Genomic DNA, 26,488 nt, shown 5'->3' on the forward strand with positions numbered 1-26,488 from the left:
CTGCTCAACGGCCGGGAGATTCGTCGGGCCGGTCCTGCTGCTCCTGCCGCTCCTGCTGGCGCGCCGCCGTCCGCCGACGCCGGCCCTCGTCCTTGCGGGCGGGGTCGTCGAGTGCCTTGCCGTCCGATTCCTCGACCAGACCGCGGACCTTCCGAACTTTGGCCTGCAAGAGCCTGCGCATGTCACGCATCGTGTCCTCCTGTGCGGTCAGCAGCTGTTCCACGCTCGAACGGTTCATGCTTCCTCGTCCACGGGCCCGGGGCCTGCCATCGGGCTGTCCGGCTTCGGTCGGTCGCGTCGCTGTAAGGGAGTGACCCCGAACACCCCAGCTAAACGTGCGCCGCCGTTCACCGCACGCCGAGCCGCTGGTTCAGCGGGTGCCTGTGCGCCTGATGGCGGTCCGCAGGGCGCGGCGGGTGGCGGGCGGCAGAGGGGTGCCGTGAAAGCTCTCGACCAGTTGGTGGGCGATGTCGCGCAGCTTGATGTTGCTGTCCTGCGAGGCGCCGACCAGGATCTGCCAGGCCTGCCCGCTGGTGCAGGGCGTCGACGCGATGAGGATGCCGCGGGCGATGTCGATGACCGGTCTGCTCCGCAGCGCGGTGCGCAGTCCTTCGAGTTCGCTCCGCAGGGCGGCGAGGTCACAGTCCGGGAGGGAAGCGGTCCCCGGCGGACTGCCCTGGCCGGACGGTGCTGCGCCCGTGCCGTGGTCCTGGTCGGGTTGTTCCACGCCTGGCCTCCTTCCCGAGCCCCGCTCGGAGAACCCCCGGCACGGCAAGCAGGACCGCGGGGCCCTTCCACCGCCCGGAGCATAGGCACGACGCGGCGGGCAGGTCGAACCCGACACGCAGCCCCTCCAGATGTCAGCGCGCGGGCAGCGGGGAGCAGGCGGCCCCGGCCGACGGCCGGGGCGCGGAGCGGAGGGGACGGGCCGGGTCAGTCGGTGGAGAGGCCTCGACGAGGTCTCCCACCCGGGGGCCCGGGAGGGAAGGGGCCACGTCCGCGGTGGCGAGGGTCCGCCGGGTCCTTGCCGCCCGAGCACCTTCCTTCTGCATCGTGCGGATCGGTCCGTGGCACGGCGGGTTCCCCCGTCGGGGCGGTTCCTGACATCGCCTTCCGCCCCTCAGGGGCCGCATCTGCGGGCGTCGGGAGGCCACGTACCTCGGTCGGCGTTTGCTCTCCGGCAGCAGTGGTACCCGGTAGCGGCAGAAGATCCGGCCCAGGACGGGCGCCGCCCGACGCACCGAGGAGAACCATGGCCGCCCGGCATCACCTCATCGACCGATCGCCGTCCGCCGTGTGGGCGGTACTCGACAACGAACGCCTGTACGGCAGGTGGGTGGTGGGCACCTCGGAGTCCCACCGGGAGGAGGGCGACTGGCCCGATACCGGCTCGTCCATCACGTACAGCGTGCGCCTGGGGCCCAGACGGTTCACGGGCCGCACCATCGTCCGGCTCATCGAGAGGCCACGGACACTGGAGCTGGAAGCCGAGGCCGGTCCGCTGGGGTCGGCCCGCATCGCCCTGGACATCCGGCCATGGGGCGACAGAACCCTCGTGACCGTCGACGAGCACCCTCTGCGGGGGCTGGGCGGCACACTCCACAACGCGCTGCTGGAATCGGTGATCCAGATCCGCCACCGCACCATGCTGGCCCGCCTCGCCCGGCTGGTCGAGCAGGTGACGCCGGCAGTGCCGGACGGTGACGAGAACGCCGCCGCCGCGGCCGCAACAGCCGAATGACCACGGATTCCAACCGGTAGGGCGGGTTCCCGCCGCGGAGGGTGACGTCATGGTCGACGCAGTAGTGATCGGAAGCGGGCCGAACGGCCTGGTCGCGGCCAATCTGCTCGCCGGCGCCGGCTGGTCGGTGGAGGTCCTGGAGGCACAGGACGAACCGGGCGGCGCGGTCCGCAGCGACCGCGGGGTCCACCCCGAGTACGTCAATGACCTGTTCAGCTCGTTCTATCCGCTGGCGGCGGTCTCCCCCGTGCTGGGCCGGCTGGAGCTGCACCGCGAAGGGCTCCGCTGGAGTCACGCTCCCCGGGTGCTCGCGCACCCGTTGCTCGACGGCAGCTGCGCCGTGCTGGACCGCGACCGATCCGCGACGGCCGAGGCGCTCGACCGCTTCGCGCCCGGCGACGGTGAAAGCTGGCAGGCTCTGTGCCGCATCTGGGACCGGCTGGGCGGCGACATCGTCGATGCCCTCTTCTCGCCCTTCCCGCCCGTCCGCGCCGGGGCCGCGCTGGCGGTGCGGCTGCGGGCGGCGGGCGGGCTGCGCCTGGCCCGCAGCCTCGTCCTCCCGGTCCGCAGGCTCGGCGAGGAGGAGTTCGCCGGTCAGGGCGGGCGGCTGCTGCTGGCCGGCAACGCCCTGCACGCGGACCTGGCCCCGGAGGCGGCGGGCAGCGGTGGCTTCGGCTGGCTGATGTCCATGCTGGGGCAGTTCCACGGCTTTCCCGTCCCCGTCGGCGGCGCCGGGGCGCTCACCGCGGCCCTGGTGCGGCGATTGGAGAGCCGTGGGGGAAGCGTGCGGTGCGGGCAGCGGGTCACCGAGGTCGTCGTACGGCAGGGCCGCGCCGTGGGCGTCCGTACGGAGTCCGGGGAGGCGGTCCAGGCCCGCCGGGCTGTCCTGGCCGATGTCTCCGCCCCGTGTCTTTACGGGTCGCTGCTCTCCCCCGAACACCTGCCGCCCCGGCTCCTGAAGGACATGCGACGGTTCCAGTGGGACTTCGCCACGTTCAAGGTCGACTGGGCGCTGCACGGTCCCGTCCCGTGGAGCAGCGCGGCCGCCGCCACGGCCGGGACCGTCCATCTGGCGGAGGGCGTCGACGAGCTCACCCGGTGGGCGTCCCAGATCGCCCGCTCTCGTATCCCCGACCGCCCGTTCCTGCTGGTGGGGCAGATGACCACGGCCGACGCGACCCGGTCCCCGCTGGACACCGAGTCTGCGTGGGCCTACACCCATGTGCCCCACGAGGTGAAGGCGGACGCGGGCGCGGACGGGCTGACGGGCACATGGGACGCGGGTGAGCAGGAGAGGATGGCCGACCGGGTGGAGCGGCAGGTGGAGCGGTACGCACCCGGCTTCCGCAGCCGGATCCGCGCCCGGCGGGTCCTGGCCCCGCCCTCGCTCCAGGCCGCGGACGGCAATCTCCACAACGGGGCCGTCAACGGCGGCACGGCCTCGATGCACCAGCAACTGGTGTTCCGGCCGACGCCGGGAACGGGCCGCTCCGAGACACCGGTGAAGGGGCTCTACCTGGCGTCGGCCTCAGCGCATCCGGGCGGCGGGGTGCATGGCGCCCCGGGTGCCAACGCCGCCCGTGCCGCCATCCGTTCCACGCGGGCCACCGCGCAGCCGCTGGCCGCCGCCCAGCGGCTGCTGGCCCGCCGGGACCGGACCGGCGAGACCGCCGGCGGTACGTCGTGAGGTGTGCCGGACGCGGTCGGTAGCGAGACGAGGAGGCGGCTGACGAGAGACGGAGGCGGCTGAGGAGCGGCTCGGGAGAGGCCCGCGCGCACGGTGCGGGGCCCGGCAGAAGGAGGGAACGAGCATGCGGTTTCGCGACCGCCGTGAGGCGGGTGGGCAGCTCGCCGACCGGCTGCTGGAGTGGGCGGCCGGACAGGAGATGATCGACCCCCTCGTCATCGCGCTCCCCCGCGGCGGAGTCCCCGTCGCGGCGGAGATCGCCCCGGTGCTCGATGCCGAGCTCGACGTCCTGGTCGTCCGCAAGATAGGGCTGCCCGGCCGGCCGGAGACCGGCATCGGCGCGATCATCGGTGATGAGCCGCCGCTGTTCGACGAAGGCGTCCTGGACGCGCTGGGCCTGGATGAGGAGCGGCTCGGTCCCGAGGTGGCGCGGGAACGCGCGGAGCTGCACCGACGCGAGGGGCTCTACCGAGGTGGGCGGCCAGGGCCCCGGATCGACGGCAGGACCGTGATCCTGGTCGACGACGGGCTCGCCACCGGCCTCACGGCCCGGGTCGCCCTGCGGCATCTGCGGCACCGGGCTCCCGGCCGTCTGGCCCTCGCCGTGCCGGTCGGCGCTCCCGGCAGCGCGGACCGCCTGCGGTCGGAAGCCGACGACGTCCTCTGCCTCCACGAGCCGCCGGGCTTCCGGGCCGTGGGCGAGTGGTACGACGACTTCGGCCAGGTGGGGGACGAGGAGGTCCTCTCCGTTCTGCGCGGCTTCGGGCCGTCACCGTCGTCAGCACCCGGCCCGGCCCCATGACACGGGGAACTCACGGCGGCGGGTTTGCTCGCCCAGGACTGACTCCCTCACTGCTCCGGAGACGATTCGTATGAGGCGTGGCACGGAACCGGTGAACGCACGCAGCGCACTGCAGCTCAGGAGAGTCCTCGCGTGGTCGGCCCTGGTCGTGTTCCTCGCGGCTGCGGCGCTGCTCGGGCTGGCGGCAGCCGCCGCCGGAGACGGCGACGCCCCGAGCAGAACGGCGCGGGCGCTTCTCGCGGCGGTGTGCGCCCTCGTCGCCGCGACTGCGGCCGTCGACCTGCTGGTCATCCGGAAAAGGCGTGCCCAGGAGCGGGAACGCCACTGATATCCAACACCGTCAGGGATGCGCGCAGTGTGCAGGACATGGGTCCAGGACCCATGTCCTGCACAGGAACGGTCAGTGGCTGGTGAGTTCACCGGTGAGCTTGCCATGGAGGTCGGCGCTCGGGTCGTTCAGGCCGATGATCTCCACCGTCTTGCCGCGCTGTTCGTATTTCGTCTCGATGGCGTCGAGGGCGGCGACGGAGGAGGCGTCCCAGATGTGGGCGGCGGAGAGGTCGATGATGATCCGGTCGGGGTCGTCGTTGTAGTTGAACTGGCCGACGAGGTCGTTGGATGAGGCGAAGAACAGCTCGCCGGTCACGGAGTACACGACGGTGGTGTTGTCAGGGTCGGTGATGGCGCTGACGCGGGCGAGGTGGGCGACGCGCTTGGCGAAGATGACCATGGCGGTGACGGAGCCGACGACGACGCCGATGGCGAGGTTGTCGGTGGCGACCACCACGGTCACGGTGATGGCCATGACAGCGATCTCGCCGGCGGGCATGCGCTTCAGGGTCTTCGGGGCGATGGAGTGCCAGTCGAAGGTCGCGAAGGCCACCATGACCATGACGGCTACCAGCGCGGCCATGGGGATGTCGGAGACGATCGGGCCGAAGACGATGCACAGCACCATCAGGAACGCGCCCGCCAGGAACGTGGAGAGGCGGGTGCGGGCGCCGGAGACCTTCACGTTGATCATCGTCTGGCCGATCATCGCGCAGCCGCCCATGCCGCCGAAGAAGCCGGTGACGATGTTGGCGATGCCCTGGCCGATGGACTCGCGGGTCTTGGAGGAGTGGGTGTCGGTGATGTCGTCGACCAGCTTCGCGGTCATCAGCGACTCCATGAGCCCGACCAGGGCCATAGCGAACGCGTAGGGGGCGATCGTGGTCAGGGTGTCCATGGTGAAGGGCACGTCGGGCAGGCCCGGCACCGGCAGCGACGAGGGGAGCTCGCCCTTGTCGCCGACGGTCGGCACCGCGATCCCTGCCGCGACGGTGATGACGGTGAGGATGACGATGGACACCAGGGGGGCCGGGATGACCTTGGTGATCCTCGGGAAGAACACCATGAGCGCCAGGCCGCCGATGATCAGCGGATAGACGGCCCAGGGGACGTCCCGCATTTCGGGGACCTGGGCCATGAAGATCAGGATGGCGAGGGCGTTGACGAAGCCGACCATCACCGAGCGCGGGACGAACCGCATCAGCTTCGCCACGCCGAGGGCGCCCAGGACGATCTGGATGACTCCGGCGAGGATGACGGCGGCGATCAGGTAGCCCAGGCCGTGCTCGCGGTTCAGGGGGGCGATGACGAGGGCGATGGCGCCGGTGGCGGCGGAGATCATCGCGCGGCGGCCGCCGACGATCGAGATCACCACGGCCATGGTGAACGAGGCGAACAGACCGACCGCCGGGTCGACTCCGGCGATGATCGAGAACGAGATCGCCTCGGGAATCAGCGCCAGCGCGACGACCAGGCCTGCGAGGATCTCGGTGCGCCAGACCTTCGGGTTGTTCAGCCAGTCGGGGCGCAGGCCGCGCAACCGTCCGGTGGGAGTCAGTACGGAAGTGGACAAGGAAGCAGGCACCTGTCGTGCTCGGGCACAGCCCCCCGGCAGGCCGGGGCGTGCGGGAAGGACACGCAGGGGCCGGAGCGGAACCCTGCGGACGGCCCGCAGGGCGGGCCGGAAGCCGAGAGGGGATGGAACCGGCCTGGCGCGGGTACGCCCCGGCGGCTCACATCGGAGTGCGAAAGGTCACGGCGGGCAGGCGGCGGCGATCGGCGTCATGGGCTCGCGCACGCTCTCTCCTGCAAGAATCGGGAATCTACGCCGGGGGCGCCTTCGACCCCGGGAACGGCAGCAGCGGACGTCCGGCCGCTCCCGCACCAGCAACTCTACCCTAACGTTAGAGTGGAGATCGGCGGGTCGTACGGGATGCGGCCGCTATGACGAGAAGGGCCAGGGTCACAGGCATGGATGACGAGCACATGCAGATCGGCGAAGTCGCCGCACGGACCGAACTGTCCCTGCGCACCATCCGCCACTACGAGGAAGTCGGACTCGTCATCCCCTCCGCCCGATCCCAGGGCGGCTTCCGCCTCTACACCGAGACCGACGTCGCCCGGCTCATGGTCATCCGCCGGATGAAGCCCCTCGGCTTCACCCTGGACGAGATGCGCGACCTCCTCGACATCACCGACCGCCTCGACACCGCCCCGTCGGCCGTCAGCACCGAACGCGAAGCGCTCCTGGAGCGCATGGGGGTCTACGAGCAGGCCGCCGCCCGGAAGATCGAGGACCTGCGCATCCAGCTGACCCGTGCGGAAGACTTCGCGACCACTCTCCGCACCCGCCTCCGGAACGCTCCCGGCGAGGACACCGCTGCCCGGCCGGCGGCCCACGCTCGACCTGAAGCCCTCCTGGCCCGCCGGCTGTCGGCGCACGCCGACCTGGACATCCCGACCCTCCGGGAGGCGCCGCGCCGCCCCTGCCCACCGCGGGCGAGCAGTTCGACGAGGTCGTCGCCGCCGTCGTCGCCCGGATCCGCGACGGACTCAGCGCGGGCTGACGGCCAGCGGCTCCCGGTGAGGCTCCCGGTGGATGGGCTCCGCGCCACCGGTCAGCGGCAGCCCCGTGCCGCCGCGCCGCGCCGCGACGACCTCCGCCGCGATGGACAGGGCCGTCTCCTCGGGCGTACGGGCTCCGAGGTCCAGACCGATGGGTGACCGCAGGCGGTCCAGCTCCCCCTCGCTCAGGCCCGCCTCCCGCAGCCGCCGCATCCGGTCCTCGTGGGTCCGGCGCGACCCCATCGCACCGACGAACGCGGACGGCATCCGCAACGCCTCCACGAGCAGCGGCACATCGAACCGGGCCTCGTGCGTGAGCACGCACAGCACCGTGCGTCCGTCGGTCGGGGTGCGCCGCAGATAGCGGTGCGGCCAGTCGACGACGACCTCGTCCGCCTCGGGGAACCGGGCCCGGGTGGCGAAGACGGGCCGGGCGTCGCACACCGTCACGTGATGGCCCAGGAACTTCCCGGCCCGCACCAGGGCCGCCGCGAAGTCGACCGCACCGAAGACGATCATGCGGGGCGGCGGGACGCTGCTCTCGACGAGCAGGGTGAGTCCGCCGGGGCAGTGCGATCCGTCCTCGGAGAGGTCGACGGAGCCGGTCCGGCCGGCGTCCAGCAGGGCCGAAGCCTCGGCCGCCGCCGTACGGTCCAGCTCCGGGTGGCCCCCGAGCCCGCCCTCGTACGCACCGTCGGCGCGGACCAGCAGGGACCGCCCCAGGTGGCCGTCCGGGCCGCGCACCACCCGGGCGAGGGCCGCGGCCTCGCCCGAGACCGCGGCACGGAGCGCGACCCGCAGCACCTCCCGTCCGGGTGAGTGGGCGCGGACCGGCGTGATCATGATGTCGATGACGCCGCCGCAGGTCAGCCCGACGGCGAAGGCGTCCTCGTCGCTGTAGCCGAACTGTTCGCGCACGGTCTCGCCGTCCCGGAGGGCCTGCGCGCACAGTTCGTAGACCGCGCCCTCCACACAGCCGCCGGAGACCGAGCCGATCGCCGTGCCCTCGCTGTCGACGGCGAGGGCGGCGCCGGGCCCCCGCGGCGCGCTGCCACCGACGGAGACGACGGTGCCGACGGCGAACTCCCGGCCCTCCGCCATCCATCGGTGCAGCTCGCCGGCGATGTCAAGCATCCGCCGCTCCCCCGCCGGCCGATGCCGGCGCTGCGAGGACCCGGTCGGGGCGGATCGGCAGGTCCCGGTGGCGTACGCCGGTGGCGTGCCAGACCGCGTTGGCCACGGCCGCCGCCGCGCCGACGATGCCGATCTCCCCGACGCCCTTGATGCCGACCGGGTCGTCCGGGTCGTGGTCGTCCACCCAGTCCACCTCGATGTCCGGGACGTCGGCGTGCGTGGCCACGTGGTAGCCGGCGAGATCGGGGGCGTAGTGGCCGCCGGTGTTCCGGTCGCGTACCGCCTCCTCGTGCAGGGCCATGGAGATGCCCCAGGTCATTCCGCCGACAAGCTGGTTGCGGGCGGTGAGCGGGTTGACGATCCGGCCCGCCGCGAAGACGCCCAGCATGCGCCGGACCCGGACCTCGCCGGTGGCGGTGTCCACGGCGACCTCGGCGAACTGGGCTCCGAAGGAGTGCCGTTCCTTCTGCGCGAGGGCTCCGACGGCCGCGGTGGTGTCGGACCGCACGGTGATGCCCTCCGGCGGAACGGACGTGGTCACCGTGAGCCGCTCCCGCAGTTCGGCGGCGGCGGCCGTGACCGCCCAGGCCCAGGAGCGGGTGCCCATGGATCCGCCGGCGATCATCGCGGGGCCGAAGTCGCTGTCGCCGATGCGGACGTGGACCTGTTCGGGTGTGGTCCCCAGCGCGTCGGCGGCGATCAGGGTGAGCGCGGTGCGGGCTCCGGTACCGATGTCGGCGGCGGCGATCCGTACGGTGAAGGAGCGGTCCGCCTCGGCCGTGACCAGGGCCGTGGACGGGGCGGCACCTGCGCCGAAGGAGGCGGCCGCCGTGCCGGTGCCCAGCAGCAGGCGTCCGTCGCGGCGTACACCGGGGCGCGGGTCGCGGTCCGCCCAGCCGAATCTGCGGGCTCCTTCGCGGAAGCAGGCCGCGAGGTTGTGGCTGCTGAACGGCAGCCCCGATACGGGGCCGACGTGCGGTTCGTTGCGCAGGCGCAGCTCGATCGGGTCGACACCGGTGCGTTCGGCGAGTTCGTCCAGGGCCGCCTCGATCGCGAACGACCCCGGGGCCTCCCCCGGTGCGCGCATCCAGGTCGGGGACGGCACGTCCAGCCGGACGACGTGGTTGGCGGTGCGATGGGCGTCGGCGTCGTACAGCACCCGGGCGACGCCCGCGCTGGGCTCGACGAACTCGTACACCGTGGAGGTCTGGTTCAGCGAGCGGTGCTCCAGGGCCAGCAGCCTGCCGTCGGGGGCCGCGCCGAGCCTGATCCGCTGGGTGGTGGGGCTGCGGTAGCCGGCCAGTGAAAACGTCTGACGTCTGGTCAGAACGACGCGTACCGGGCGCTGCAGGGCGGTGGCGGCCATCACGGCGGATACCTGGTGGGCGCGCAGGCCCTTGCTGCCGAAGCCGCCGCCGATGTGCTCGGAGCGTACTCGCACCGAGGACGCGTCGAGCGAGAACATCGTGGCCAGTTCGCTCTGGACCCAGCCGGCGCCCTGGTTGGAGTCGACGACCTCCAGCCGGCCGCCCTCCCACCGGGCGGTCGCGGCGTGCGGCTCCATCATGCTGTGCTGTTCCTCGGGGGTGGTGTACCGCGCGTCCACCACGTGCGCGGAGGCCGCCAGTTGTGCCTCCAGGTCGCCCTTCTCCGTCTCGGCGGGCATATGGCCGGCGGCGGGGTAGGCGCCGGGGTGCCCGTCGACGAGCACGGTCTCGTGCGGCTCCTGGTCGTACGTCACCACGAGCGCCTCGGCGGCCTCCCTGGCCTCCTCGGGGGTCTCGGCGACGACCAGCGCGACCGGCCAGCCGGCGAACGGCACCCTGTCGTTCTGGAAGACGGCGGAGGTCGGGTCCGGCGGGGTGCCGAGCATGCCGATGTAATCAGTGTTCAGGCGGGGGGCGTTGCCGTGGTGCAGCACGGTGAGCACGCCCGGCATGTCGAGGACCGGGGCGGTCTGGACCGTACGGATCCGGCCACGGGTGACCGTGGACAGCACGAGCCAGCCGTGGGCCAGGTCCGCGAAGGGGATCTCGCCGGCGTAGCGGGCCGCGCCGGTGACCTTGTCGCGGCCCTCGACGCGGGTGTGGGCGACGCCGACGGCTCCGCGTACGGCCTGGGGTCCCGGCGTGGTGGTCGTCATCGGGCGTCCCTCCCGGCGAGTTCGGTGAGTACGGCGACCACGAGGTTGCGCATGAGGGGCACCTTGTATCCGTTGTCGGGCAGCGGCTCGGCGGCGGCCAGTTCGGCGTCCGCGGCTGCGGCGAAGGTCGCGCCGTCGGCCGGTGCGCCGGTCAGGACGGCCTCGGCGGCACGGGCGCGCCAGGGCCGGGAGGCGACGGCTCCGAGGGCGAGGCGCGCTTCGCGTATGCGGCCGTCCTCGATGTCGAGCGCCGCGGCGACGGAGCCGATGGCGAAGGCGAACGAGGCGCGTTCGCGTACCTTGCGGTAGCGGGAGCGGGCGGCCACGGGAGCGGCGGGCAGGCTGACGTGGGTGATCAGCGCGCCGGGCGGCAGGGCGGTCTCGCGGTGCGGGGTGTCGCCGACGGGGAGGTACAAGTCGGTGATCGGCCTCTCGCCGGGCCCGTCGGCGCTCTCGTAGGAGACCACGGCGTCGAACGCCGTCAGGGCAACGCCCATGTCGGAGGGATGCACGGCCACGCAGTGGCCGGAGGCGCCGAGGACGGCGTGGTTGTGGTGCTCGCCGGCGACGGCGGGGCAGCCGCTGCCCGGGTTCCGCTTGTTGCAGGGGCCCGCCGCGTCGGTGAAGTAGCCGCAGCGGGTGCGCTGGAGGAGGTTGCCACCGACGGTGGCCATGTTACGCAGCTGCCCGGAGGCCCCGGCCAGCACGGCCTGGGTCAACGCCGGGTAGCGGCGGCGGACTTCGGGGTGGGCGGCGAGGTCGCTGTTGGTGACGGTCGCCCCTATGCGCAGGCCGCCGTCCGCCGTGGGTTCGATGCGGTCCAGGGGGAGTTCACGGACGTCGACGAGCCGGGCGGGGCGCTCCACGCCGGTCTTCATCAGGTCGACGAGGTTGGTGCCGCCGCCGAGGTACCGTGCGTCCGGGTCGGCGGCGAGGAGGGCGACCGCGCCGGTGACGTCGCGGGCACGCTGATAGCCGAACTCCTTCATGCGGCGGCCTCCTTCGTGGCGGCCGTCCGGTCCTCGGCGTGGGCCTCGGCGGCGTGGGCGACGGCCCGGACGATCGAGACGTAGGCGCCGCAGCGGCACAGGTTGCCGCTCATCCGCTCGCGGATCTCGTCGGGTGTCAGCGGTGGCGGCCCCGCCTCGGGGCCGACGTCGTCGGTGACGGCGCTCGGCCAGCCGGCCGCGTGTTCCTCGATGACGGCGATGGCCGAGCAGATCTGGCCGGGGGTGCAGTAGCCGCACTGGTAGCCGTCGAGGTCGAGGAAGGCCTGTTGGACGGGGTGCAGGTGCTCACCATCGGCCACGCCTTCGATGGTGGTGATCTCGCGCCCCTCGGCCGCGACCGCGAGACTGAGACAGGAGACGACGCGCCGCTGGTCGACCAGGACGGTACAGGCGCCACACTGTCCCTGGTCGCAGCCCTTCTTGGTGCCGGTGAGATCGAGGCGCTCGCGCAGGGCGTCGAGCAGGGTGGTGCGGTGGTCGATGGACAGGTGATGCTTCTCGCCGTTGATGTTCAGGGTGATGGCACTGGACGTCGACGAGGGCGCTGGGGCCATGATCAGCCTTTTCTGGTGTCAGGTGACGAGGAACCGGGGCCGTCGGCCGGTGACCGGCGGGCTCGGCCGGCAGTAAGGTAGCCCTAACCGGACTGTTGTCCGCTTGCCTGAAAAACGTAACGGACAACTGTCCGGTTAACAAGAACGGGTTTCGGCCACGAACCCGCGAGGAGGATCCGTGTCCCGGTCGAAGAAGGACGCCCCCCTGCGTCTCGACGCGCAGCGCAACCGCGAACGCATCCTGCACGTGGCCATGGTCGAGCTGACGCTGCGCGCGGACGCCCCGCTGAGCGCGATCGCCAAGAAGGCGGGCGTCGGGCAGGCCACGTTCTACCGCAACTTCCCGCACCGGGAGGCGCTCGTCCTGGAGATCTACCGCTACGAGATGCAGCAGGTCGCCGACGCGGCGTGCGAGTTGCTGGAGACCCGCCCGCCCGAGCGGGCCCTGCGCGAGTGGATGGACCGCCTCGCCCGTTTCGCCATGACCAAGGCCGGTCTGGCGGACGCGATCCGGCTGGTCACCAGCGCCCCGGGCGGACCCGCCAAGCCCGGTCCCACACCGATCATGGAGGCGGCCGGAACCCTGCTCCGCGTCTGCGAGGAGGCCGGGGCCGTCCGCCCCGGGGTGACCCCGGACGACTTCTTCCTCGCCATCGCCGGTCTCTGGCAGATCGATCCGCACGAGGACTGGGAGCCGAGGGCCGGCCGGCTCCTGGACCTCGTCATGGACGGGCTGCGCGCGGGGGCGCCCGGCCGGTGACCGGACCGCCCGCCATCGGTGTCGGTGGGCCGTGTGATACCTGGGACAGGACGGCCGCACCGTGCCGACCCGGCTGGCCTTCGACGTGGCGACCCCGGCCCTGCTCTTCACGATGCTCGCGGGCGCGGACCTGTCCGTCGTCCTGTCGACACGTCTGCCGGTCACCGCGACGGCCGCGGCCGGAGTCTTCGTCGTGGTGGCCGGGCTGTTCCTGCGCTGCGCCGGGCGGGTCACCATCGGCGCCCTCTGCTCCGCATGTCTTCCTTGCGGGTGGAACAGGTGCGGTGGGCGGCCGGACGGGTGGAACACCTGGTCAGGTGCCGGACAGCGTCTCAGACCGGTCGTCGCGCCCCCGCGGCGGGGTGGGGCGCGACCCGGTGGGCCGCCGCCCGCCGGTTCAGTCCCGCGCGGATGCGCCCGTGCCGTCACCCGGCCGGCGCGCCAGCGCGCCGGCGAAGCGCGAAGTCAGGGCGGTGGGTGCGGTGATGGCCGTGCCGACCACGACGCAGTGGGCGCCGCGGGCGAGCGCCGCGGCAGCCTCCTCGGGGGTGTTGACGCGGCCTTCGGCGACGACGGGTAGGGAGATCTCGGCCGACAGGGACGCCACGAGGTCCAGATCCGGTCCGGCCTGCTTCGGGCGCCGACGGCTGCGTACCCGGCCTGGGCAACGTGGACCCGCACGGCTACGTACGGCTCCACGAGGCGGCCGTCAAGGGCGACTGGGCCACCGCCAGGGCCGAACAGGACCGGCTCGTCGGCCTGTTCGACATCATCCGCGCTGCCCGCCCCGGCACGGCCTCGGCGACGGCCGCCGGCCTGGGCGCGTTCAAGACGGCCCTGATGCTGCGCGGCATCATCGACACCAATGTGATGAGCCCGCCGATGCGGCGCCTGGACGCGGCGGAGACGGCGGCGGTCGCGGCCTGCCTGGAATCGGCGGGGCTTTCCCTGGCCCGGTAGTGCCCGGGCAGACAGCGCGGGCGGGTGTCGCCCCCGGTCGACCCGGGGTGTGCCCGCCCGCAGCTGCCTGCCGACGTGCGCCGACGTGCGCCGACAAGGCGTACGTCCCGGTCGTGCTGCTCTGCCACTTTCCCACCCGATCGGGTGAGCGTCATCGCCGTCCGCCCCCGGCGGACTCACTCCGTCCGGGCGGTCCGCCGGCCATCCGACGCCCTGCGCCCCGCGTCCTCGGCCCCCGGTCGCCGGAGCGAGCCTCGCAAGCCCCGCCCCTGCGGTTTAATCATCCCGATATGCCCGATCTTGTGAAACGTCTTAGCCTGCTGACACTGCTCGGATAGTCGACAGCCGGCGCCGTCGGCGGAGGGCGAGCTTCCATGGCTGAGCTACGTAAGAAGTCCGGACTGGTCGGCGAGTTGTCCGCCGAATTCGCGGGCACGATGATCCTCATCCTCTTCGGATGCGGTGTCGTGGCCCAGGTGGCGGCGGGCGGAGCCCTGACCGATCCCCCCGGCGGGCTCGGGGACCACGACAGCATCGCCTGGGCGTGGGGGCTGGGCGTCACGCTCGGCGTCTATGTGGCGGCGCGGCTGAGCGGGGCGCATATCAATCCCGCGGTAACGCTCGCGCTGGCGGCGTTCAAGGGGTTCCCGTGGAGCAAGGTGGCTCCCTACGCGCTGGCGCAGACGGCCGGTGCGTTCGTGGCCGCGCTCCTCGTCCGCTGGAACTACAGCGAGGCACTGGCGAAGGCGGACCCCGGGCACACCATCAAGACGCAAGGGGTGTTCTCCACGCTGCCGGCCAACGGCAACCCGGGCCTGCCCGTCCATGAGTGGGGCGCGTTCCGCGACCAGGTCATCGGCACCGCCATCCTGATGCTGCTGATCATGGCCGTCACGGACATGCTGAACACCCCGCCCGGCTCGAACATGGGCCCGTTCATCATCGGCCTGATCGTGGTCGCGATCGGCATGGCCTGGGGCACCAACGCGGGTTACGCGATCAACCCGGCCCGCGACTTCGGCCCCCGGCTCGCGAGCTTCCTCACCGGCTACGGCGGTGCGTGGCGGGACCAGTACGGGAATCTCTACTTCTGGGTGCCCATCCTGGGCCCGCTGGTCGGCGCCCTGCTGGGCGCGGGCTCCTACAAGGCCTTCGTCGGACGCTTCCTGCCGTCCGCCACACCCGAACCGCCGGGACGCGTCCCGGCATCCAAGGACTGACGACACCGGCCGGAGAGGCGGCACATCATGGCGGACTTCATCGGCGCGGTGGACCAGGGGACCACCAGCACCCGGTTCATGATCTTCGATCACGGCGGCAACGAGGTCGCCAAGCACCAGCTGGAGCACGAGCAGATCCTCCCCCGCTCCGGCTGGGTGGAGCACGATCCCGTGGAGATCTGGGAGCGCACCAACTCGGTGATGCAGAACGCCCTGCGGCACGGCGGGCTTTCGCCGACCGACCTGGTGGCGATCGGGATCACCAACCAGCGCGAGACCACGGTGGTCTGGGACCCGCGCAACGGGCGGCCCTACTACAACGCGATCGTGTGGCAGGACACGCGTACCGACTCGATCGCGGCGAAGCTCGAACGCTCGGGGCAGGGCGAGGTCATCCGCCGCAAGGCCGGGCTTCCGCCGGCGACCTACTTCTCCGGCGGCAAGATCCAGTGGATCCTGGAGAACGTCGACGGCGTACGGGAAGCGGCGCAGGCCGGTCACGCGATCTTCGGCAACACGGACGCCTGGGTCCTGTGGAACCTGACCGGCGGCCCGAACGGCGGTATCCACGCCACCGACGTCACCAACGCGAGCCGCACCATGCTGATGAACCTGGAGACCCTCGACTGGGACGAGGAACTCCTGGGCTTCTTCGACATCCCACGGGCGATGCTGCCGAAGATCAACCCCTCTTCGCACCCGGAGGCCTACGGGTCCACCCGCACCTCCCGGCCGCTGAGCGCCGCCATTCCCGTCGGCGGTGTCCTCGGCGACCAGCAGGCGGCCACCGTCGGCCAGGTCTGCTTCGCCCCCGGCGAGGCCAAGAACACCTACGGGACCGGCAACTTCCTGGTGCTCACCACCGGCACCGAGCTGGTCCGCTCCGAGCACGGCCTCCTCACCACGGTGGCCTACCAGTTCGGCGACAGCCCGGTGGTCTACGCGCTGGAGGGATCCATCGCCGTCACCGGATCCGCGGTGCAGTGGCTGCGCGACCAGATGAAGATCATCAAGTCGGCGCCGGAGAGCGAGGAGCTGGCCCGGCGCGTCGAGGACAACGGCGGCATGTACTTCGTCCCCGCGTTCTCCGGCCTGTTCGCGCCGTACTGGCGTTCCGACGCCCGCGGCGCGATCGTCGGCCTGGCCAGGTACAACGACAACGCCCATCTGGCACGGGCCACTCTGGAAGCCATCTGCTACCAGAGCCGCGATGTGGTCGAGGCCATGGAGCAGGATTCCGGAGTCCATCTCGACGTGCTCAAGGTCGACGGCGGAGTCACCGCCAACGACCTCTGCATGCAGATCCAGTCCGATGTCCTGGGCGTCGAGGTCAGCCGTCCCGTCGTCGCCGAGACGACCGCTCTCGGCGCCGCCTACGCGGCGGGGCTCGCCACCGGTTTCTGGCAGAACACCGACGAGTTGCGCACCCAGTGGCACGAGTCGAAGCGCTGGTCGCCGCAGTGGTCCGAGGAGCAGCGCGCGCAGGGCTACGCGGGCTGGAAGAGGGCGGTGGAGCGCACCCTCGACTGGGTGAAGGTTCCCTGACCGCTGCCTGCCCTCCTCCGGGCGGCGGCTCGGGGGCCTCGCATAGGTTGGCCGTCCCATCCGACGTACCACGACGAGGACCGGCCCATGCCCAGCACCAGGATCCGCCTGATAGAGCCCGCCGACGCCGCCCCGATCGCAGCGCACCGGGTGCGGGACGCCGAGGCCTTCCGGCCGTGGGAACCGGCCCAGCCGGCAGACTACTTCACCCCGGAGGGCCAGGCGGAACGGATCGAGGCGATGCTGGCCGGCCACCGGGCCGGCACGGTCTGGCCGGGTGTGGTGCTCGCCGACGGCCAGGTGATCGGGCAGGTCACCATCGGGGGAATCCTGCCGCAGCCGCATCTGCGCCGAGGCTCCGTCGGCTACTGGATCGCCTCCGTCGCCCAGAACCGAGGGCACGCCGGGAACGCGGTCGGGCTGGCCCTGCGGGTGATGACGGACGAACTCGGCCTGCACCGCGCCGAGGCGTCCACCAACCTGGAGAACCTGCCCTCCCAACGGGTGCTGCGCCGCAACGGGTTCACCCCGTTCGGCGTCGCGCACTCCGCGATCCTTCTCGACGGGAGCTGGCGGGACGGACTCCTGTGGGAGCGGATCCTCGGCGACTGACCCGGTCGGGATCCGCCGGGCGCACCCTGGAAGCCCCGGCGGGACTCCCGGACCAGCGGCACCATCAGGTACGCCCGCCGAAGCACGCCGTGACCGCGCCGGTCGGCAGCACCACGTCCTCGATCGCGTGCTGGGCCGCGATGATGAGCCGGAAGCCCCGCACACCCCGCCGGAACGCCGGCAGATACACCGCGCGCGGTGACGAGCCGGCCGGCGAGCGCGCCCGCCGCGAGCGCCGGGTACCTGCGCGCGCCCGCGAGCAGGGTGCGGACGGCTCCGGGGCAGGAGCCGGTGGTGAAGCCGATGACGTCGGCTCTGCCGAGCGGGTTGCGGGTCAGGGACTGGAAGACCGCGCCACTCACGGCGAGGGCGGCGACGAACGGTACGGCGGCGACGACGCGCGGTGCCCGCCGTTCCAGGACGACGGTGTGGACGCAGTTCCTCGTTGTGCCGGACAGGGCCGCGGTCAGGTCGCCGAGGCTCAGCGGGTGGCTTCCGAGTGTGAACGCCCGCAGGGCCAGGCGACCGGATGCCGGAGCGCCGGGGTCGGTCAGCCCGGCTTCGGCGGCCGCTGCGCGTCGAAGGCGAAGAGGGTGTTCGTGGCGGCGGCCACGAACACCGCCCGCCCCGCGACGGTCACGCGGGGGCTCGCGTCCTGTTCACCCGTCAGACCGTCGGTCCGGGGATCCGTCGTCCACAGCGGTGTGCCGTCGCGCGGCGACAGCGCGACCACCCGGCCGGTGGCCGAGCTGAAGTACAACGCGTCGGGTCCCGCCGTCGGTCCCGACGCGCCCTCCACGCCCGTCTGCCGCGACCATTTCCTACCTCCGGTCGCGGAGTCGAGCGCCGTCACGAGGCCGGCCTGCCCGCTCACGTAGACGGTGTCGCCCGCCATGCCGGACGTGCCCTCGTACACCTGGCCGAACCGGGAGTACGTGACCTTCCGCGAGGCCGGGTCGACCCGCGCCACCCCGTCGTAGCCGGCCGGCGACACTCCCTCGTAGTGCTTCGAGAGGAGTACGAGCCTGCCGTCGGCGACGCCCATCGGCACGACGGGGCCGTTGACCGCGATGGGCTCGCCCGGTGTCCCGGAGGCGAGGTCGAGCGTGGCCAGGGTGGGACGGCGTACCTGCACGTCGTCCATCTCCGCGTCCGTCGCGCACATGGCGAGGAGCCGCGGGCCGGCCGGGACGGGGGCGCACTGCGTGCCCGCGGGGAACGGCGTCGTCCAGGTGACCTCGCCGCTGTGCGCGTCCCGGGCCTCGAAGCGGGAGTTGGAGGCGTCGACCGTCACCACGGCGGAGCCGACCACGACGGCGTCCCGGGACCGGCCCGTGACGGCCGTCGACTGGGCGCCGGACGGCGCGGACCACAGCTCCCGGCCGCTGTCCGCGTCGAGGGCCACCACCTCGCTGCTCGGGTCCTGCGGGGCGTGCTGGGCGGCGAAGCGGTAGCCGAGCACGGTGTCGTCGGTGGCGCCCACCAGGTGCATGCCCTGGACGGGGACGCCCGGACTCTTCGCCGTCCACACCCGCGATCCGTCCCGGGCGCTGATACGGGCCGCGACAACGCCGCCGCCCCCGCAGAACAGCGCGTCGCCCCGCGCCAGACAGCGCAGCTCGTCGGGGATGTCCTCGCGGCCGCCCAGCACGGTTCTGCTCCACGGCTCGAAGCCCTTCGGCAGTGCGCCGCCCGGCGACGCCGCAGCGCTGGGGCCGGTGTCTCCGCCACCGTGGTCCGGGCCGCCGTCCGCCCCGAAGCCGCCCGTCGTCAGCGCGGCCACTCCCCCGCCGATCGCCGCCACCGCGACCGCCGCGGCGAGCACGGGCCGCCACCGGCGACGCAGACGGCCGCCGATCGCGGTACCGGTGCTCCCTGTGCCGGAACCGGCCGGGGCGGCCCGGTCCCGGGAAGTCCGCTCCGGGGTGTCGCCCGTCGCGAGGTGATGCTGGGTGATCATGTCGCGGGTGTGGCCCGCACCCGGCCCACCGGTTCCGGTGCCGCCCAGTTCGGCCGGCAGGTCCCGCAGCAGCACGAGGAGCTCGTCCGCGGAGGGGCGCCCCTCGGGCTCCTTGTCCAGGCACGGCTCGACGACCGCTCGCAGAGCCGCCGGCACCGCGCCCAGCGACGGCTCCTCGTGCACCACCTGGTAGGCCGTCATGTAGGGGCTGTCCGCGTCGAAGGGCCCGTGACCCGTCGCCGCGTACACCAGGAGCGTTCCCAGCGAGAAGACGTCGGACCGCGGCCCCACACCGCGTGGCGCCTGCAACTGTTCGGGCGACATGAAGGGCGGTGTGCCGATGACCCGCCCGGTCATCGTCAGTGTCTGCTGGTCCACGGCGCGCGAGATGCCGAAATCGATGACGCGGGGGCCCTCGGGCGAGAGCATGACGTTCGAGGGCTTCAGATCGCGGTGGACGACGCCCACCCGGTGGATGTCGCGCAGGGCCTCCGCCAGCCCGATGGCGAGCCTCCTCAGCTCCGCCCCGTCCAGCGGGCCCTGTTCGGCGATGCGCTGGGCGAGCGTGGGCCCTTCGACGTAGGTCGTCGCCATCCACGGCTGCTCGGCCTCGGGAGCGGCGTCGACCACGGCGGCGGTGAACGCGCCGCTCACCCGCCGCGCGGCAGCCACCTCCTGCCGGAAGCGGATGCGGAACTCGTCGTCCCCCGCGTACTGCTGATGGATCAGCTTGATCGCGACAGGCCGACCCGAACTCGTACGGGCCAGAAAGACCGTGCCCATGCCACCCGAACCGAGCCGTTTTTCCAGCGGATAACCGCCGATCTCGGCTGGATCACCTCCGCGCAGCGACACTCTTCCCGACCTCCCGTCACCCGTGTGTCCGTGCCACCACGGGCCTGCTCATCCGTCCTGCGCACAAACTAGCCGCAGGGCGGTACGGCGGAGCGAAGCGGGTGACGCACAGGGACGTTCTCACCCTCGGCGGTCGGCTTTCGGAACGTAGTGCTGGGGCAGCCCGCGCCGCTCCGCGGGCGGGAGGTTCCGGGCAGGTGTCTCCACCGGGCCCGGTGCCGACCGGCCCCGTTCGCGGTCCCAGCCCGCGCGGGCGCGCGGGTGGAAGCGGTGTCGCTCGGGAACGCGTTGCCAGGCGTGGTGCACCAACAGGCCCAGCTTGCGCAGCAGCCACTCGTCGTGGGGCGTCCAGCGAAGGCCGAGGCGTTCGCGTACGGCCTGCGGATACACGCCGACCGTGATCCACAGCGTCAGCCGGACGATCGGGATGCGGACGAGGGCCCACAGCGGCGACGGCAGCAGCCGCAGGAGGGGCGGTCTGGCGATACGGCGCATGTTCAGGACGTCCCGTGTCGGACGGTTGTCCTCCAGGACGTCGGCGCACATGTGGTCCCAGTACCGCTGGAACTCCTCCCAGGTGCGGGGAACGGGTTTCATCGAGAGGCCGTACAGCGCGTACCAGCGGACGTGCTCGTCGAAGAGCGTGTGCCGCTGCGCTTCGGTGAGGCCGCCGCCGAAACGCTCGGCCACCTGGACGGTCAGCATGAAGAACGTGGCGTGCGCCCAGTAGAACGTGCCCGGGTTGAGCGCGTGGTACGGGCGCCCGTGCTCGTCGACCCCGCTGATCGAGGCGTGGTAGCCGCGCACCTCGCGGGCGGTCCGGGCGGCGAGCGGGCCGTCGTAGACCACTCCCCCGATGGGGTACAGCGAGCGGAAGAGGCGCTCCCAGCGCTCCTCGAAGAAGCGCGAGTGCTCGGCGACGCCCGCGCCCAGCTCGGGGTGCATGTTCTGCATCGATCCTGCCCAGGGCGCGAGGAGGAGACCTCGCCAGTCGCCGAACCACCGCCAGGTGAGGGAGTCGGGGCCGAGGGGCTCGGCGGTTCTCGGGCCGGTCGGGTCCGGTCCTGTGTGGTCCGGTCCGTTCGGGTCCGGTCCATGAGCTGACGCTGTCACGTGTACCTCCGCTGGGGGATCTCCGTTGCGAGGCCGTCGAGAGCAATCTGATGACACCTGTCCTCAGGTTAGAATGTGGGGACACCTGTCGTCAATTGGGTCGACAGGAGAAGTGGCGTCAACGGAGAACGGGAGAATTGGAGTTGGCGGAACGGAGCTGGGGCGGGACCAAGCTCGCCGATCGTCGCGCCGCCCGTCGGCAGACCCTCCTGGACGTCGCCGAGCGCCTGGCCGGCGAGGAGGGGTGCGCGGCCGTCACGGTCCGGTCCGTCTGCAGAGAGGCGCGCCTGACCGACCGCTACTTCTACGAGAGCTTCACCGGCCGCGACGACCTGCTCCTCGCCGCCTTCGAACGCGTCGCCGACGAGGCCAGGAAGGCTCTGGAGGAAGCCGTGGCGCTCAGCGTCCCGCAGCGCGAGGTCCGGGCCCGGGCCGCCGTCTCCGCCTTCGTCGCCCTGGTCCTGGACGCGCCGCACAAGGGCCGCCTGCTGCTCCTGGAGCCCTTCGCCGACCCGGCTCTGGGGGCCCACAGCCACCGGCTCATGCCGGTGTTCACCGACCTCGTCGGCGGCCAGCTCTCCGGGACGGGGGACGACATCGACCGCCGCATGGCCGCGCACGCCCTGGTCGGCGGCCTGGCGAACCTCTTCGCGGGGTGGCTGCACGGCACGCTCGATGTGCCGCGCGAGCGACTGGAGTCGCACTGCGTGGAACTGGTGCTCGCGGCGACCCGGGAGTAGTGGGCGACGAGGAGTGAGCCGTACGGCGGCCGGGGCGCCGGGTCAGCCCACCAGGTCCGGGGCGCGCAGCATTTCGGACGGGATGCCCCAGGCGTCGACGAGGTCGCCCGCGAGGGGCCGGACCTTGCGGCAGAGCCCGTTCACCTCACGGCTGATCGCCTTGGAGCGCTGTACGGTCAGCCGGCCGTGCTCCATGAACCACGCCCGGTCCGCCTCGATCGTCGACAGGGCGAACAGGTCGCACAGCAGGCCCAGCGCGACCTTGTTGCCGCCGTCGGGCAGCGCACGCACCCGCTCGACGAACGCTTCCAGCACCAGCCGCTCCACATGTGCGTGGGCGACGGCGATGACGTGGTCCTGCACCTGGGAAAAGACGACGCCGGGATCGCGCTTCTGGTCGATCCCGCGCTTGAGTCTGCGGGCCAGCCCGGCGAGCATGTGCTCCTCGCGGTAGCGGACCATGGCGAGCTGGTACTCCGAGTCGAGCAGACCGGCTTCCTGGTCCCACTCGTCACCGCCCGGCAGCAGATCACGTACCCGTTCGAGCAGTTTGTGGGCCGACGTCTTCTCGATGACCGTCTCGACGGCGAGGTTGGTGACGTACCGGACCATGCCCAGCTGGTCCAGGTCCTCGAACTCGCTCGCGTAGTGGGTGAGCAGGCCCTTGGCGACGAGCTGCAACAGGACGTGGTTGTCGCCCTCGAAGGTGGTGAAGATGTCGCTGTCGGCCTTGAGAGCGGCGAACCGGTTCACCGCGAGATAGCCGGCGCCACCGCACGCCTCGCGGCACTCCTGGACCACCCGGGTGGCGTGCCACGTACCGAGCGCCTTGGTCCCGGCGGCCCGCGACTCCAGCAGTCGCCGTGCCTGTGGGTCGTCCCCGGTGCCGGAGAATACGTCGTGCAGTTGTGTACGCACGACGTCCTGCGCGAAGTGCAGCGCGTACGTACGGGCGATGAGCGGCAGCAGGCGGCGCTGATGCAGTCCGTAGTCGAGGAGCAGTTGCTCGTCGCCCTGGGAGCTCGCCGGGAACTGCCGGCGCCGCAGCGCGTACTTCGTGGCGACCGCGAGAGCGACCTTGGCGCTGCTCACTCCGGCGCCACCGACGCTGACCCGGCCCTGCACCAGGGTGCCGAGCATGGTGAAGAAGCGGCGGTCCGGGTTGTCGATCGGGCTCGTGTACACGCCTTCCGGGGTGACGTCGGCGAAGCGGTTCAGCAGCGCTTCGCGAGGCACCCGCACCCCGTCGAACCGGATACGCCCGTTGTCCACACCGTTGAGACCCATCTTGCGGCCGTCGTCCTCGATGTCGACGCCGGGCGCCACCTCGCCGCCGACCCGGATCGGCACGACGAACGCGTGTACGCCCTCGGGCTTCCCGCCCACCTCCAGCTGGGCGAAGACGACCGCCACTTCGCCGTGGCGGGCCGCGTTGCCGATGTAGTCCTTGCGCGCCTGCTCGCCCTCGGTGGTGATGACGAACTCCTGTGCGGCGGCGTCGTACCGCGCGACGGTGCCGAGCGCCTGCACGTTCGACCCGTGCCCGGTCTCGGTCATCGCGAAGCATCCCATCAGCTTCCCGGTGACCAGGTCCGGCAGATAGGCGTCGTGGTGGCGTACGGTGCCCAGATGCAGGATCGCGCCGCCGAAGAGCCCGAACTGCACACCGACCTTCACCAGCACCGACAGGTCACCGAAGGCGAGCGTCTCGAACGCGGCGATCGAGGCCCCGATGTCATCGCCTCCGCCGTACCGCCTCGGGAAACCCATGCCGGTCTGACCCGTCGCCGCCATCTCGACCACGCGTTCGCGCACCCGCTCACGGAACGTGTCGATGTCGAGCTCGTCGGCCTCCTCGAGAACCGAGGCGTGCGTCACCAGGTTGGCCCGGACCAGGTCGCGGACCTCGGCGTACTCGCCGTCGAGCAGCTCGGTCAGCGCCCGGACGTCGACCTCCGGCTGTACGTATCCGGCGTGAGCGGCAGTCGTTTCGTCAGTGGTCATACCACTTGGCTACCCCGCCCGGGAACGATCACCTCACGCCTCGGCGCGGATTTCGCCGAGTCGGGGTAAGGACCGGCGCGGAACGGCCCGCGGGCTGCCCGCACCGGCCCGGCCCAGCCCCGTTGCGCTTCCGCGGCGAGGGAAAGGGCGGTGATCGGCTGTGCGCCGCCTTCGAGGTCGGGCTCGACAAGGACCTGTCCCGGTACCGCGACAGCCCGCTCCACACGTCCACTGAGCAGATCGGCATCGGCCTGCTTGACCTGTTCGACCAAAGGGCCACGGCCCGACTCCGCGGGGCACCTGACGGACAAGCGCCGGTCCACCTCGGTCGCACCCTCTTCGACTTCACCCGGCCGCACGGGCGCGGCCCGCGGCCCGAGCCGAACGACGCGCCGGCGGGCAACCGCTGGGTCTTCGCGGACAGGCCCCGGCGGCAGCCGCCGGGGCGTACGCGGCGGACCACATCGCCGGTCAGCGCTCCCCGGCACCTTCGGCCCCGGCCCCGGCGGCAGCAGCGGCGTCCGCTCTTTCCGGGGCGGGTGCGAGAATCCGCTTCGCCTTCTCGGCGGCCGCTTCGAGGTCGGCGCGCCGGGCCCTCAGGAGCGTCCTGGTGGCACGGGCGTGCTCGGCCACCGCCGGATCGGGGCCGTCCGCGGCCTTCTCCAGGGCGGACTCCACCACGTCACCGAGGTCGACCAGGGCGCGGCTCAAACTCAGCCGCAGACCGCGGTTGCCACGTCCGAGTTCCCTGACCAGTTCGTCGGTCAGGTCCTTCTCCTCGCCTTCGGGTACGAGGGAGACCGCGACGCGCCACGCGGTCCGAGCGGTCTCGTCGTCGGCGTCGTGCAGCATGTCGCGCGTGATCCAGTCCCACGCGCCCCTGTCGCCGATCTTGGACAGCGTGTGCAACGCCTGGCTGCGGGCCTGGGCGTGCGCGGAGTCGAGTTCCTGACGGATCCGGGGCAGGGTGACCTCCGGCGAGTAGCGCATCAGCGCCCAGGACAGCGTGTCCCGCACGAAGAGGTCCGGCTCGACCCCGCACCGCTCGACAAGCGTCTCCAGGAGTACGGGGTCGGGGGTCGAGCCGGCCGCCATGGCGGCCTGGAGCCGGACCGACGGGTCCTGGGCGTTCAGGGCGTTGACCAGGCGGGTCTGCTGCGGGGCTCCGTGCGTGTCGATCGGGACCATCTCCTGCGTGTGGTGAGAGAACCTTGTCGTTGTGGCAGGGCTGCTACGGCCTCGTCCGGCCCGGTCAGAGACGAGGCAGCAGCCCGAACCGGCCGCGCACGTCTGCCAGTTCCGGGGCTCGTGGATCACGGCGAGGCAGACGCCGACGCACCGTTCGCCGGCGTGCGTGGGCTGCTCCGGTGTGGGACGGGACGCCCCGTTCGTGCGGAGCGTCAGGATGAGGCGGGCGCCCGCAGCATCGACGACAGCGTGCTGTCGAGGATGTCGGGGACGTCCTCGATCTTGAGGTGTCGTGCGTCGGCCTCGGCCGCGGCGGCGTGCAGCAGGCTGTAGAAGGTGGTCACCAGCCAGGACAGCGGGAGGTCCGTGCGGAACACGCCCTCCTCCTGCCCGCGGACCAGGACCCGCTCCACCCGTGCGAGGACCTTCTCGTGGTGCCTGCGGTGCCGGGCCGGGGCGATGACGCCCTCCGACGCGGCGAGCAGGAACGCATGGCGCTCCAGGATCCGCCAGCCGGACCGGACGAGCAGGGAGAAGGCCTCGTCGGCCGGACCCTCGTCGAGCACCTGGCTCTGCAGCGCCGCGTCCGCCTGCTCGACGGAGTGCTCGAGCACCGCGTCGAGCAGGTCCTCGCGGGACGGGAAGTGCGCGTACAGCGTGACCCGGCTCACCCTGGCCGCGCCGGCGACCGCGGAGAGGCTGACGTTGGGGTCCTTGCGGAAGCAGTCGAAGGCGGCGGCGACGATGGAGGCGATGCTCCGCTCCGCGTCCGCGCGTCGGCGCGGTTCTCCTCCTGGCGTACGGCCGCCGGGGCGGCGTACCTTCTCGTGCGGCGTGGACATGATGTGAGCGTAGGCCCCTCTTTGGTGACGGACGGTGCGTCGGGCTGCTCCGGCGGCTTCGCGGAGCTCGGTGGTGCTGCCGGCGGAGAGCATCGGGCCCGCGCCGTGAAGCTGTAGATGCCGACCAACCACGGCAACTCACCGGTGCGGTCACGGCACACTCCTTAACTTGAACACGACTGTTCAGGTTGAGGGTAGCGCGGAGCTCGACTCAAGTCGAACAGTCACGTAAAGGCTGAGTGGTCGGCGAACCCTACGGCGCCTGAATCACAGCCTCGCTCCGACCGATCCGCCGGGTTCGCCCTACGCGAGCACGGCGCCGGAACCCCTCCGCCCGACGAGGCGCGCACCCTCCAGCGCCATCGCGAAGACGAAACCCGCCGCGAGTGTCCCGGCGTGCGTCCGGTGCGCACGCCGTCCCGCTTCCCCTCCGTTTGGTACCTTTCACTGGACACGAAAATCGATCGGATGTTCGTTTTTTGATCTCCGACACGTCCGTTGTCGGCAGTAGACGCCCACGTTCTCCGACGTGCGGCGTGCCACTCAATCGGACCGGGTGAGAGCTCATGGCAGGAACCGACCACGAGAAGGCGCTGGACACCGCACTCGCACAGATCGAGCGGAAGTTCGGCAAGGGTGCGGTGATGCGCCTCGGTGAGCGGCCGAACGAGCCCATCGAGGTCATCCCCACGGGTTCGACCGCCCTCGACGTCGCCCTCGGCG

General features: G+C 72.0%; 21 protein-coding genes and 7 pseudogenes. 14 read left to right on the forward strand and 14 right to left on the reverse strand.

The features are described 5' to 3' along the window. Nucleotides 1-4: 4 nt before the first annotated feature. Both IG90_RS0129885 and IG90_RS46205 read right to left on the reverse strand, forming a co-directional pair. Complete coding sequence (locus IG90_RS0129885) at nt 5-238, reverse strand: hypothetical protein (protein ID WP_030591284.1); 234 nt, start codon at nt 236-238, stop codon at nt 5-7. Between the two features lie 132 nt (nt 239-370). Continuing rightward, nucleotides 371-727, reverse strand: a complete 357-nt coding sequence (locus IG90_RS46205; RefSeq protein WP_051860307.1) for an ANTAR domain-containing protein — start codon at nt 725-727, stop codon at nt 371-373. 525 nt (nt 728-1,252) lie between these two features. Here IG90_RS46205 and IG90_RS0129895 point away from each other — a divergent pair. The 4 genes from IG90_RS0129895 to IG90_RS0129910 all read left to right on the forward strand — a co-directional run bounded on the left by IG90_RS0129895 (nt 1,253) and on the right by IG90_RS0129910 (nt 4,558). Further along, entirely contained in the window at nt 1,253-1,741 is a 489-nt protein-coding gene (locus IG90_RS0129895; protein ID WP_030591290.1) for an SRPBCC family protein, read from the forward strand. Nucleotides 1,742-1,790: 49 nt separating this feature from the next. Beyond that, nucleotides 1,791-3,428 (forward strand): phytoene desaturase family protein, encoded by a 1,638-nt coding sequence (locus IG90_RS0129900; RefSeq protein WP_030591292.1) that lies wholly within the window; start codon nt 1,791-1,793, stop codon nt 3,426-3,428. A 124-nt stretch (nt 3,429-3,552) separates the two neighbouring features. Continuing rightward, nucleotides 3,553-4,230: a phosphoribosyltransferase gene (locus tag IG90_RS0129905; RefSeq protein WP_030591295.1), complete on the forward strand. Its 678-nt coding sequence runs from the start codon at nt 3,553-3,555 to the stop codon at nt 4,228-4,230. A 91-nt stretch (nt 4,231-4,321) separates the two neighbouring features. Next, entirely contained in the window at nt 4,322-4,558 is a 237-nt protein-coding gene (locus IG90_RS0129910; RefSeq protein ID WP_233436115.1) for a hypothetical protein, read from the forward strand. Between the two features lie 72 nt (nt 4,559-4,630). On the opposite strand, the gene IG90_RS0129915 is transcribed toward IG90_RS0129910, so the two are convergent. After that, a complete protein-coding gene (locus IG90_RS0129915; RefSeq protein ID WP_030591301.1) occupies nt 4,631-6,133 on the reverse strand; it encodes a SulP family inorganic anion transporter in 1,503 nt (500 codons plus the stop codon). A 398-nt stretch (nt 6,134-6,531) separates the two neighbouring features. Here IG90_RS0129915 and IG90_RS42610 point away from each other — a divergent pair. Then, nucleotides 6,532-6,939: pseudogene (locus IG90_RS42610) on the forward strand (MerR family transcriptional regulator); the annotation flags it as partial. A gap of 174 nt (nt 6,940-7,113) precedes the next feature. Here the strand turns inward: IG90_RS42610 and IG90_RS0129925 are convergent. The 4 genes from IG90_RS0129925 to IG90_RS0129940 are packed head-to-tail and all read right to left on the reverse strand — an operon-like array spanning nt 7,114 to nt 11,966. After that, nucleotides 7,114-8,259 carry an XdhC family protein gene (locus IG90_RS0129925; protein WP_030591307.1) on the reverse strand — a complete coding sequence of 382 codons (1,146 nt, stop codon included), beginning with the start codon at nt 8,257-8,259 and terminating at the stop codon, nt 7,114-7,116. Continuing rightward, a complete protein-coding gene (locus IG90_RS0129930) occupies nt 8,252-10,402 on the reverse strand; it encodes a xanthine dehydrogenase family protein molybdopterin-binding subunit (RefSeq protein WP_030591310.1) in 2,151 nt (716 codons plus the stop codon). The genes IG90_RS0129925 and IG90_RS0129930 overlap by 8 nt, the downstream gene beginning before the upstream one ends. After that, nucleotides 10,399-11,391, reverse strand: a complete 993-nt coding sequence (locus IG90_RS0129935; RefSeq protein WP_030591313.1) for an FAD binding domain-containing protein — start codon at nt 11,389-11,391, stop codon at nt 10,399-10,401. The genes IG90_RS0129930 and IG90_RS0129935 overlap by 4 nt, the downstream gene beginning before the upstream one ends. Next, nucleotides 11,388-11,966 carry a 2Fe-2S iron-sulfur cluster-binding protein gene (locus tag IG90_RS0129940; RefSeq protein ID WP_030591314.1) on the reverse strand — a complete coding sequence of 193 codons (579 nt, stop codon included), beginning with the start codon at nt 11,964-11,966 and terminating at the stop codon, nt 11,388-11,390. Before IG90_RS0129940 ends, IG90_RS0129935 begins: the two co-directional genes overlap by 4 nt. A gap of 178 nt (nt 11,967-12,144) precedes the next feature. On the opposite strand from IG90_RS0129940, the gene IG90_RS0129945 reads away from it, so the two are divergent. Next, a complete protein-coding gene (locus IG90_RS0129945; protein WP_030591317.1) occupies nt 12,145-12,726 on the forward strand; it encodes a TetR/AcrR family transcriptional regulator in 582 nt (193 codons plus the stop codon). 37 nt (nt 12,727-12,763) lie between these two features. Next, nucleotides 12,764-12,997 (forward strand): annotated as a pseudogene (locus IG90_RS46210) (AEC family transporter); the annotation flags it as partial. Between the two features lie 126 nt (nt 12,998-13,123). Here IG90_RS46210 and IG90_RS0129950 read toward each other — a convergent pair. Next, nucleotides 13,124-13,363, reverse strand: a pseudogene (locus tag IG90_RS0129950) (N-acetylmannosamine-6-phosphate 2-epimerase); the annotation flags it as partial. Here IG90_RS0129950 and IG90_RS0129955 point away from each other — a divergent pair. The 4 genes and pseudogenes from IG90_RS0129955 to IG90_RS0129970 all read left to right on the forward strand — a co-directional run. Then, nucleotides 13,360-13,686, forward strand: a pseudogene (locus IG90_RS0129955) (dihydrodipicolinate synthase family protein); the annotation flags it as partial. The pseudogenes IG90_RS0129950 and IG90_RS0129955 overlap by 4 nt on opposite strands. 374 nt (nt 13,687-14,060) lie before the next feature. Beyond that, complete coding sequence (locus tag IG90_RS0129960; RefSeq protein WP_030591325.1) at nt 14,061-14,906, forward strand: MIP/aquaporin family protein; 846 nt, start codon at nt 14,061-14,063, stop codon at nt 14,904-14,906. A gap of 27 nt (nt 14,907-14,933) precedes the next feature. Next, complete coding sequence (glpK, locus tag IG90_RS0129965) at nt 14,934-16,451, forward strand: glycerol kinase GlpK (RefSeq protein ID WP_030591328.1); 1,518 nt, start codon at nt 14,934-14,936, stop codon at nt 16,449-16,451. 87 nt (nt 16,452-16,538) lie between these two features. Beyond that, entirely contained in the window at nt 16,539-17,063 is a 525-nt protein-coding gene (locus tag IG90_RS0129970) for a GNAT family N-acetyltransferase (RefSeq protein WP_030591330.1), read from the forward strand. A 139-nt stretch (nt 17,064-17,202) separates the two neighbouring features. Here the strand turns inward: IG90_RS0129970 and IG90_RS39890 are convergent. The 3 genes and pseudogenes from IG90_RS39890 to IG90_RS0129985 all read right to left on the reverse strand — a co-directional run. Continuing rightward, nucleotides 17,203-17,617: pseudogene (locus IG90_RS39890) on the reverse strand (iron chelate uptake ABC transporter family permease subunit); the annotation flags it as partial. Continuing rightward, the gene (locus IG90_RS0129980) at nt 17,614-19,878 is read right to left on the reverse strand and encodes a serine/threonine-protein kinase (protein WP_030591333.1); all 2,265 of its coding nucleotides are present in this window, start codon (nt 19,876-19,878) and stop codon (nt 17,614-17,616) included. The gene IG90_RS0129980 and the pseudogene IG90_RS39890, both read right to left, overlap by 4 nt. A 120-nt stretch (nt 19,879-19,998) precedes the next feature. Further along, the gene (locus IG90_RS0129985) at nt 19,999-20,991 is read right to left on the reverse strand and encodes an oxygenase MpaB family protein (protein ID WP_030591336.1); all 993 of its coding nucleotides are present in this window, start codon (nt 20,989-20,991) and stop codon (nt 19,999-20,001) included. A 143-nt stretch (nt 20,992-21,134) separates the two neighbouring features. Here IG90_RS0129985 and IG90_RS0129990 point away from each other — a divergent pair, with 143 nt between their 5' ends. Beyond that, nucleotides 21,135-21,731: a TetR/AcrR family transcriptional regulator gene (locus tag IG90_RS0129990; protein WP_030591340.1), complete on the forward strand. Its 597-nt coding sequence runs from the start codon at nt 21,135-21,137 to the stop codon at nt 21,729-21,731. 42 nt (nt 21,732-21,773) lie between these two features. Here IG90_RS0129990 and IG90_RS0129995 read toward each other — a convergent pair whose 3' ends face one another. After that, nucleotides 21,774-23,735, reverse strand: a complete 1,962-nt coding sequence (locus IG90_RS0129995; RefSeq protein ID WP_030591343.1) for an acyl-CoA dehydrogenase family protein — start codon at nt 23,733-23,735, stop codon at nt 21,774-21,776. 164 nt (nt 23,736-23,899) lie between these two features. Between IG90_RS0129995 and IG90_RS46215 the strand changes: the two are divergent. Further along, nucleotides 23,900-24,169 (forward strand): annotated as a pseudogene (locus IG90_RS46215) (SAM-dependent methyltransferase); the annotation flags it as partial. A 37-nt stretch (nt 24,170-24,206) separates the two neighbouring features. Here IG90_RS46215 and IG90_RS0130000 read toward each other — a convergent pair. Together IG90_RS0130000 and IG90_RS0130005 are read right to left on the reverse strand one after the other, a co-directional pair. After that, entirely contained in the window at nt 24,207-24,923 is a 717-nt protein-coding gene (locus IG90_RS0130000; RefSeq protein WP_033894765.1) for a HEAT repeat domain-containing protein, read from the reverse strand. A 212-nt stretch (nt 24,924-25,135) separates the two neighbouring features. Further along, nucleotides 25,136-25,765: a TetR/AcrR family transcriptional regulator gene (locus IG90_RS0130005; protein WP_030591349.1), complete on the reverse strand. Its 630-nt coding sequence runs from the start codon at nt 25,763-25,765 to the stop codon at nt 25,136-25,138. Nucleotides 25,766-26,331: 566 nt separating this feature from the next. Here IG90_RS0130005 and IG90_RS42630 point away from each other — a divergent pair. Continuing rightward, nucleotides 26,332-26,488 (forward strand): annotated as a pseudogene (locus tag IG90_RS42630) (DNA recombination/repair protein RecA); the annotation flags it as partial.

It is taken from the genome of Streptomyces anulatus (genome assembly GCF_000721175.1).
In the GTDB taxonomy this organism is placed as follows: Bacteria; Actinomycetota; Actinomycetes; order Streptomycetales; family Streptomycetaceae; genus Streptomyces; species Streptomyces anulatus_C.